Here is an 8,438-nt window from a genome sequence, read left to right as displayed (position 1 = left end):
TTTATACGGTCTAGAGTTCTAAAATAATAAGTTCATCGTACGATATTTTAATTACATTTATATTATTAAAATAAAATTAAATGAAGAACTGGTTCAAAGAAAATTTGGATTTTAGTGATATTCATTCCATATTTTTATTGGATGACCATTTTGTAAATAGATAACCAGCTCCCATCCCTTTTATCTCTAAGAGCATAGTTTTGATACATTGGCCGAGCAGAACACTGAGATATTTCATCCAATAATTTCTTCAACGAGATACGTTTTGCGCAACTGATCGAACTAACGTTCAAACAGACTAGTGATGAAAATCACATTTTTTGCTAACATGCAGCCAAACTTCGTTAAGGTTAACCACTGATGGATTGTCGCTTAGGTTGTGGAGCTTGCTGTATTGCTCCTAGTATTTCTTCCCCAATACCAGGTATGCCAAATGGTAAGCCTGCTGGTGTCCGTTGCATTCAATTGAATGAGGAGAATCTGTGCAAGTTATTTGGCCAGCAAGAACGTCCAAAAGTATGCCACCAATTCAAGCCTTGCCCTGTGGTATGTGGTTCAACCAATGACGAAGCAATCAAGAACATCACAGAGTTGGAAGCCTTAACCTGACTTTCTTTTCCGCTATAGATCCGTTTATCTGTTTGACAGCGAGTCCATGACTAGAATGAGTCAGGCTAGTTTTAGCGCTTATATCTCACTTTCCTACATATTCGAGTTTCAACTATTGGAATAACCAAACAAACGCCCTTGTTATCTGTTTGGCTCACAAAATTCTGACAAATCTCGCCTATGTTCTACGGGTGTTTCCAATCAAATCTTAGGAATTACCTAATGAACAAATATATCGCAGAGTCCTTCGGAACATTTTGGCTGGTTCTTGGAGGCTGTGGCAGTGCAGTGTTAGCAGCCGGTTTCCCTGATGTCGGTATTGGCCTGCTAGGGGTTTCACTCGCTTTTGGTCTAACAGTACTGACTATGGCATTTGCCATCGGCCACATCTCTGGTTGTCACCTAAACCCAGCAGTAACTATTGGTTTGTGGGCAGGCGGCCGTTTTGAAGCCAAACAGGTGATCCCTTACATTGTCGCGCAAGTCATTGGTGGTTTAATTGCAGCGACAGTATTGTACCTGATCGCTACAGGCCAGTCGGGATTTGATGCCGCTGCCTCAGGTTTTGCTGCAAACGGCTATGGTCAGCACTCTCCGGGTCAATACTCGATGACCGCAGCTTTGATTACTGAAGTAGTAATGACCATGATGTTCCTAATCATTATCATGGGGGCGACTGATAAGCGCGCTCCTCAAGGTTTCGCTCCTATCGCTATTGGTTTGGGTCTGACACTGATTCACTTAATCAGTATTCCTGTGACCAATACATCGGTAAACCCGGCTCGTAGTACTGCCGTTGCAGTCTTCGTTGGCGACTGGGCTGTCTCTCAATTATGGCTATTCTGGGTAGCACCTATTGCTGGCGCCATTATCGGAGCCCTTGCTTATCGAGCTTTCTCTGGCTCGCAAGAGTCATTATAGAAATAAAAAAGCCGCGACCAATGTCGCGGCTTTGTTTTATCTTTGACGGCAGTTACAGCTTTTGTCGACCAAGTAATGAATGGGACAGTGTTGTACCATCAACCAACTCTAGCTCACCGCCAACAGGAACCCCGTGGGCAATTCGGCTTGCCGAGACATTACTCTCTTTACACAACTCTGCAATGTAGTGTGCCGTTGCTTCACCTTCAACAGTTGGGTTAGTCGCGAGAATCACTTCTGCAATGTCCCCTCGACGTAATCGATAATCGAGAACATCAAGACCAATATCACTTGGGCCAATTCCGTCTAATGGCGACAGATGCCCCATCAGAACAAAGTATCGGCCTGAATACTGACCCGTTGCTTCTACTGCAGCAATATCTGCAGGACTCTCGACCACACAAAGCTGACCATTTTCCTGACGTTTAGGATTGGTACAGATATGGCAAACGTCTTCTTCGGTAAAAGTACGACATTCAGTGCAGTGACCAATTTCGGTCATCGCCTGACTTAAAGCGTCGGCTAATTGTAAGCCGCCTTTTCTATCTCGCTGTAACAAATGAAAGGCCATACGCTGCGCCGACTTGGGGCCAACCCCAGGTAGACAACGTAAGGCCTCCATCAATTGCTCCAGCATATGACTGGTGCGCATTTACTAACCTTGCTGATTAGAAAGGCATTTTCATGCCAGGTGGTAGTTGCATACCGCCTGTAACGCCTGCCATTTTCTCTTTTTGAGTTTCTTCAACACGGCGTGCAGCATCGTTGAACGCAGCTGCGATAAGATCTTCAAGCATCTCTTTGTCGTCTTCCATCAGGCTGTCATCGATCTCAACTCGACGCACGCTGTGGCTGCCAGTGATGGTGACTTTAACAAGGCCAGCGCCAGACTCGCCTGTCACTTCCATATTTGCGATTTCTTCTTGAAGCTTTTGCATGCGATCTTGCATTTGCTGGGCTTGCTTCATTAAATTGCCCATACCGCCTTTACCAAACATGTTAATCTCTCTGGTTAGTTAGCTTGTTACGTTATTAGATTGGGATCGACTCATTAAGTTTCAACCCCGTAAAATTAAATCGGTCTGACACTTTCGCTATCAAGCTGCGCAGCAAACCGCTTTTGAATAAATTGAATGTTGGTGTCACTTTCCAGGCTATCAAACGCTTGCTGCAAGCGTCCTTGATAAAGCTTGTCTCTTAACTCTAGTGGCGTTTCACCACTCTCACCAATCTCTACGCTCAGATGACACTCTTGGTTAAGAACTCGGTTTAACTCACCAAGCAATTCACTCTGAGCCTTGTCAGTGTTCAGGTGCGCTTGCGACGCCCTTAGTGTTAAAGAGATGGAAGCGTCACTCTTTTGAAAATAGGAGTTAAGTGCCAGCTGTTCTGTAAGCTTGGCCGTGTTGAGCTGGCTGATCAGATTTGCCCACTCACTCTGCACCAGGCTCTCATCAACCAGTTTCTGTACCATTTCAGGTGTTTTTTCGTGCTCTAACGCTTGCTTCAACAGCGTGGGAGTCAATTCAACCTTAGTTTGTTTAACCTGTGGTTGTGTTGGCTTCCAACGATAAGGCTCATCGCTCGCCGGTTCAGATGTTGCGTTAATGTCAGGGCTAGACAATGGCGACACCTGCGCTGATCCGGCGTGTTTTCTTGCTACACGCTCTAGAACAGATTCTGGTTTTGCAGATGTCGCATCAGCCTTTTTTGGCGTGCTGCCTTGTCCCGAACTCAACCCCTTACGCTGTGAACGCAATTGGTGTCTCAGGCCAGATAGCGGAGAGCTTGGCTCTTGCGGCGCAGCGGCTTGTTGCGCTTGAGGTGACCTTGCCGGTTGTGGTGCTACATTAGGCTGACTGGTTTGCTGAGCATAATATTGCTGAGAGTCATCATAGTGTGGCGGCTCCGGCATATGATCTGGCATTGGAGGCACGTCATAGCTGGATACCGGAGGCATCACATCTTGTTGTTGCGGTACTGAACTCGTTTGAGTTGGACGAGAAGCAGGTTGACTCATTGGCTGTTGTACTGAAGTTTCCTGACGTACAGGTGCCGGACTGACAGCCACACTAGGCTGCGTCTGTTGAGGCGCTTCAGCTTGTACAGATATCGAGTTCGCCTGTGGTTGCGATGCTGGTCTAAATGCCATCATACGCAAGATAACCATCTCTAAGCCGGTTCTTTCAGACGGAGCCAAAGGAAGATCTTGTCTCCCTTTTAACGCAATTTGGTAGTAAAGCTGAACATCTTGAGGGCTAAGTTGACGGCTTAGTAGTTCAACTTTTTCTGCGTCAGGCTGACTTTGATCTAATGTCGCTGGCAGTGCCTGATACATGGCTAAACGATGCAATTGTGTCGCCAGTTGTTGCAGCAAACCATCCCATTCAACGCCGTTTTGTGCCAAATGAGCAACGCTGTCCATTGCCACTTGTGGCTGCTTAGAGCTGATCGCTTCTAACAGGTGCAGAGCCTGGTCAGTATCTAGAGTACCAAGCATATGAGCAACGCTATCAGTCAACACCTGGCCATTACCAAGTGCAATCGCCTGGTCAGTCAAACTCAGTGCATCACGCATACTGCCATCAGCCGCATGGGAAATCATTCCCAAAGCTCGAGCTTCTGCAGCTACATTTTCGTGCTGAAGAATATGGTCAAGCTGTTGATGAATATTATCAACACTGATTGGTTTTAAATGGAACTGCAAACAGCGAGACAAAATCGTCACAGGAAGTTTCTGTGGATCGGTCGTCGCCAATAAGAACTTCACATACTCAGGTGGCTCTTCCAGTGTCTTCAATAGTGCATTGAAACTATGGCGAGAGAGCATGTGAACTTCATCTATAAGGTAAACCTTAAATCGACCACGTGCAGGTTTGTACTGTACGTTGTCTAAAAGTTCACGAGTATCTTCAACCTTAGTGCGAGAGGCAGCATCGATTTCGAGTAGATCAACAAAGCGACCTTCATCAATCTCTTTACAGGTATCACAAACACCACAAGGCGTCGCCGTTATCCCTGTTTCGCAGTTCAACCCTTTAGCAAACAAACGCCCGATGGTTGTTTTACCGACACCACGAGTACCACTAAACAAGTAAGCATGGTGTAAACGGTTTTGTGCTAAAGCATTTTCTAGTGCTGTTAAGACATGGGCCTGACCGACGACTTCGTTAAATCGAGTCGGTCGCCACTTTCGCGCTAAGGCAAGATAACTCATGAAACTATACTCACTAATAACCTACCCGATTAATGACCTTCAAACTCACAAATGGCGTAAACATCAAGGCCCAGACCTTCAAGACGTTTGTCACCACCGATTTCAGGCAGGTTAATCACAAATGCAGCATGCTCAACAACGCCACCCAGCTGACGAATCAGTTTAGTCGTCGCTTCGATAGTGCCGCCAGTTGCTAGCAGGTCATCAACCACAAGCACTTTGTCACCTTCGACAATTGCATCGGTGTGAATCTCTAGTGTATCTGTACCGTACTCAAGTTCGTATGATTGAGCGACAGTGGCACGAGGTAGTTTGCCCGGCTTACGCACTGGTACAAAACCCAAACCGAGTTCAAGCGCCAAAGGTGCTCCAAATAGGAAACCACGCGCTTCAGTACCAACAATTTTGGTGAAACCCATCTCTTTGTAACGATCAACCAATAGTTGAATAGTTGCCTGATAAGCACTTGCGTCTTCCATAAGGCTCGTTACATCGCGGAAAAGGATGCCTGGTTTTGGGTAGTCAGCAATACTCTTGATGCTAGATTTGATCTGCGCAATTGTTTCAGTCGTCATAACTCTATACTTAGATTGGCTAGGTTGATTTAACTTTCCGTTTTGGAGAGTAACCAACGAATAGCGAGGTTCTCAGCACAATCTAACCTAGGGTTATAACCGAAATAGCTACCAAGGTTTATTGTGCCTAAAAAACAAACGCCCACTTCAAAAGCGGGCACACTTCCTAGCAATCTTAGTGATTTTCTTCGCTGTCGGCAAGGTGCTCCATCACAGGCAAACGAATAAACCAACTGAGTAAAACCACCAGCATTAAAACTAGCATAATCTTTAACCAGAAATGGGGCACGACCCAGATCGAGAAAGCAAAACTAATCAATATGCATAAGGCTCCACGCTTTTTGACCTTAGCCGTAACAGCTCGGTTTTTATGCCAGTTAGTCAGCATAGGACCAAAGGTTTTGTGATGTCTTAGCCAGTAGTGGAATCTTGGGCTGCTGCGCATAAAGCAGGCGCTGGCGAGTAAGATAAATGGTGTTGTTGGGAGGAGAGGAAGAAAGATACCTATGATGCCTAATACTAGGCTGAGCATACCAACAAATTTGAGAAACAATTTACGAATATTGATGGCATGCTCCAAATGCTGCTTAGAAGCCCGCGTACCCATTTAAAACACGAATCCAGGTAAGAGTCGCTGGAAGCGTTGGGATAAGTAGTACTGCGATGAATCCTAGAAAGTAAAAAATATTATACGGTTCTTTAAAATCTTTGTCTGCCATGAGCTCACTTCTCTAAATATTAGGTGACGACTTATTACCCAAACCATTAAGTTATTGTTAATGAAATGGGCTATTTTTGTTTATGGCGGACTATACCCTAATCGGTGTTCGACAAACACCGACTAAAATGAGGGTTATTACAAATTTATGACTGTACGCGCTAGGCCTTGGCTCCGTTGTATATATCCAGACTGAAACTGCTCGAACCCAGGCAACTAAGCGTCAGTTGACAGGCTGACTGAATCGGCAAATCTGAAGTGATAAAATTCTTGCCACATTTCTCCCCTAACAAGGCTCCTGCCGGAATATGCTGAGAGATGTAACCATTCGACCACTGGGCATCCAACCCAGCCGGCAATAATGAAAGAGTTCCTTCAGATAGGTCAGCAATGCCAAACAACGCCCTGACTGGAGTGCTGCATCCGGAGCATTCAATCCCCTTTTCAAGCAGAGCGGAGATGTCCTTGAGATCAGCATTAAAGCATTTCAAATTACGTAAGTAGTCATGGAATAGAGCACGGATCATCAGAGTCGTTGCAGCGCCATGCTGACCTTCACTGGCTGAATCAACCAGATAGAAGGCAAACTGACCATTAATCAGCCATGCATAATCAAACACTAGCGGCATAACATCGGTGGATTGCAACAGTCGATAGCTACACTTCCAGTCACCCTGAGAGGTATCCTTATCTGGCAGTAAAGCATGCAGAAGATCTTTCGCCGCGATTGGATTCTCTTCCAGGTACTCTAAATGCCAATGTAACTCTTGCTCTTCGGGCATATCACCACTATCGACTCTGAACCACTGGCTCGAAAAGTCGCGCTGATCACTCAGGTGATTATCAGAATCATCCAACGTATTTTCGATCGCACTTGCCAGATGAGCATGGTTACTGATCGGTTTAGCCAGAAAATCCTTAATACCGTAACGCAACGCTCTAGCAACGTCTGCGATTTCGTCGGTGGCAGAAACCACGATCAACGGTAATGATGGGTATTCAAGACTGACCTCTTCAACAAACTCAATTCCATCAAGAATTGGCATAGAGAGGTCACACAGGATTAAATCTGGTTCACTTGTACGTAATTTTTGTAAGCCATCGAGACCGTCTTCAGCTTCGATAACTTTATATCCTTGGGCAACTAAAAAACCTGAGGTGATACGACGAAAAATAGGGTCGTCATCCACCAGCATAATCACTTTTTGTCCAACAGAGACTGGTACTGTTGCACTGGCCCCAACTTCGATTGTCTTATGCATAAACCTTCGCCTCACACATATCATGTGGTACAACGTGCCGTTATTTTTATTGTTGTCAGTTGTTTCAAACACTCTTTAAAAAGTAGTCTTGAAAGGCTGTTTATACAAATCTTCCACTTTGCAGTTCAGTTGCATACTATATGTATGGGATATCAAATTTCGCTGTACTTGTTGATGTGACTCAAGCTTTAGCATTTGATATAGATATAAATTAACCGAATTCGTAAAAAAATGTGTCTGGTACAATGAAATTAGATGACCTCAACCTGTTTAGACTTGTAGTCGAAAATGGGAGCTATACAGCAACTTCTCGTAAGACGATGATTCCAGTTGCAACAATTACGCGACGTATTCAGGCATTAGAAGAGTCTCTGAACCTTCGCCTACTCAATCGCCATGCGCGTAAACTTTCTCTGACGGAAGCGGGTGAACGTTTTTACGCTGAGTGCTCTCCCCTATTAAACCGACTAACGCTGGCGGCGGAAGAGATCACAGATGAGTGTCGTGGTGCTGCAGGTAAGATACGTATTACCGCGCCATCAAACCTGACCAAGCGAATGATGATGCCGATGTTCAACGCGTTTATGTCGCAGTATCCAGACATCAACATCGAACTTACGACCAGCAATCAGGCTGACCAACTTGATCCTACAGAGTGGGATGTCATCTTCCGTGTTGGTCCACAGCGCGACTCAAGCCTAATCGCTCGTAAAATCAGCTCTGTTGCTGACATCCTCGTCGCTAGCCCTGAGTACCTAAAAGCTCACCCAGCGCCAACCCATGCTGAAGAGCTTCATCAGCACTCCTTATTAAAAGGCGCGCCTCTTTTAAAATGGCAGTTGTCGAATAACAGTGGCGAGACCGTTGTTAATAACGATAAAGGCCGCTTTCAGGCCAATACGCTTAACGTTGTGAGAAGTGCTTGTTCTGAAGGTTTAGGCATCACGCTAATGCCTGACGTTATGCTGCGTGAATACATCGAAGATGGCAGTCTGGTGCGCGTGCTCCAGGACTGGAGTGCCAACCCACGCGATATCTATATGTTGTACAACCACAAAGATCACCTTCCAGAGAAAGTTCGCTTATTTATCGACTTTGTAATTGCTTACAACATTCACTAATAACAAAAGAGCTTG

At 45.4% G+C, this 8,438-nt stretch carries 9 protein-coding genes; 3 read left to right on the top strand and 6 right to left on the bottom strand.

Annotated elements, in window-relative coordinates:
* Window positions 1–360: 360 nt before the first annotated feature.
* Window positions 361–609 carry a YkgJ family cysteine cluster protein gene (locus RH46_RS11425; protein WP_006879606.1) on the top strand — a complete coding sequence of 83 codons (249 nt, stop codon included), beginning with the start codon at window positions 361–363 and terminating at the stop codon, window positions 607–609.
* Window positions 610–831: 222 nt separating this feature from the next.
* Window positions 832–1,530: an aquaporin Z gene (gene aqpZ / locus RH46_RS11420; protein WP_006879605.1), complete on the top strand. Its 699-nt coding sequence runs from the start codon at window positions 832–834 to the stop codon at window positions 1,528–1,530.
* 52 nt (window positions 1,531–1,582) lie between these two features.
* Here aqpZ and recR read toward each other — a convergent pair whose 3' ends face one another.
* From recR to RH46_RS11390, 6 genes are all read right to left on the bottom strand, one after another.
* A complete protein-coding gene (recR, locus tag RH46_RS11415) occupies window positions 1,583–2,182 on the bottom strand; it encodes a recombination mediator RecR (RefSeq protein ID WP_006879604.1) in 600 nt (199 codons plus the stop codon).
* A 16-nt stretch (window positions 2,183–2,198) separates the two neighbouring features.
* Window positions 2,199–2,528, bottom strand: a complete 330-nt coding sequence (locus RH46_RS11410; protein ID WP_006879603.1) for a YbaB/EbfC family nucleoid-associated protein — start codon at window positions 2,526–2,528, stop codon at window positions 2,199–2,201.
* A 74-nt stretch (window positions 2,529–2,602) separates the two neighbouring features.
* Window positions 2,603–4,747: a DNA polymerase III subunit gamma/tau gene (dnaX, locus tag RH46_RS11405; protein WP_006879602.1), complete on the bottom strand. Its 2,145-nt coding sequence runs from the start codon at window positions 4,745–4,747 to the stop codon at window positions 2,603–2,605.
* A 29-nt stretch (window positions 4,748–4,776) separates the two neighbouring features.
* Window positions 4,777–5,322, bottom strand: a complete 546-nt coding sequence (apt, locus tag RH46_RS11400; RefSeq protein ID WP_006879601.1) for an adenine phosphoribosyltransferase — start codon at window positions 5,320–5,322, stop codon at window positions 4,777–4,779.
* Window positions 5,323–5,497: 175 nt separating this feature from the next.
* On the bottom strand, window positions 5,498–5,929 hold the full coding sequence (locus tag RH46_RS11395; RefSeq protein ID WP_006879600.1) for a YbaN family protein: 432 nt from the start codon (window positions 5,927–5,929) through the stop codon (window positions 5,498–5,500).
* Window positions 5,930–6,201: 272 nt separating this feature from the next.
* On the bottom strand, window positions 6,202–7,302 hold the full coding sequence (locus RH46_RS11390) for a response regulator (protein ID WP_006879599.1): 1,101 nt from the start codon (window positions 7,300–7,302) through the stop codon (window positions 6,202–6,204).
* Window positions 7,303–7,547: 245 nt separating this feature from the next.
* Here RH46_RS11390 and RH46_RS11385 point away from each other — a divergent pair, with 245 nt between their 5' ends.
* Window positions 7,548–8,423 (top strand): LysR family transcriptional regulator, encoded by an 876-nt coding sequence (locus tag RH46_RS11385; protein WP_006879598.1) that lies wholly within the window; start codon window positions 7,548–7,550, stop codon window positions 8,421–8,423.
* The last annotated feature ends 15 nt before the right edge of the window (window positions 8,424–8,438 follow it).

It is taken from the genome of Vibrio brasiliensis LMG 20546 (assembly GCF_000189255.1).
Taxonomy (GTDB): Bacteria; Pseudomonadota; Gammaproteobacteria; order Enterobacterales; family Vibrionaceae; genus Vibrio; species Vibrio brasiliensis.
Note: the sequence above shows the minus strand (reverse complement) of the source record. Positions and strands in the feature narration are given on the sequence as shown.

What these genes read in the sequence shown, in the direction of transcription:
- RH46_RS11410 (WP_006879603.1), bottom strand. Translation starts at nt 2,528, where the DNA reads ATGTTTGGTAAAGGCGGTATGGGCAATTTAATGAAGCAAGCCCAGCAA.
- aqpZ (WP_006879605.1), top strand. Translation starts at nt 832, where the DNA reads ATGAACAAATATATCGCAGAGTCCTTCGGAACATTTTGGCTGGTTCTT.
- RH46_RS11385 (WP_006879598.1), top strand. Translation starts at nt 7,548, where the DNA reads ATGAAATTAGATGACCTCAACCTGTTTAGACTTGTAGTCGAAAATGGG.
- apt (WP_006879601.1), bottom strand. Translation starts at nt 5,322, where the DNA reads ATGACGACTGAAACAATTGCGCAGATCAAATCTAGCATCAAGAGTATT.
- recR (WP_006879604.1), bottom strand. Translation starts at nt 2,182, where the DNA reads ATGCGCACCAGTCATATGCTGGAGCAATTGATGGAGGCCTTACGTTGT.
- dnaX (WP_006879602.1), bottom strand. Translation starts at nt 4,747, where the DNA reads ATGAGTTATCTTGCCTTAGCGCGAAAGTGGCGACCGACTCGATTTAAC.
- RH46_RS11395 (WP_006879600.1), bottom strand. Translation starts at nt 5,929, where the DNA reads ATGGGTACGCGGGCTTCTAAGCAGCATTTGGAGCATGCCATCAATATT.
- RH46_RS11390 (WP_006879599.1), bottom strand. Translation starts at nt 7,302, where the DNA reads ATGCATAAGACAATCGAAGTTGGGGCCAGTGCAACAGTACCAGTCTCT.
- RH46_RS11425 (WP_006879606.1), top strand. Translation starts at nt 361, where the DNA reads ATGGATTGTCGCTTAGGTTGTGGAGCTTGCTGTATTGCTCCTAGTATT.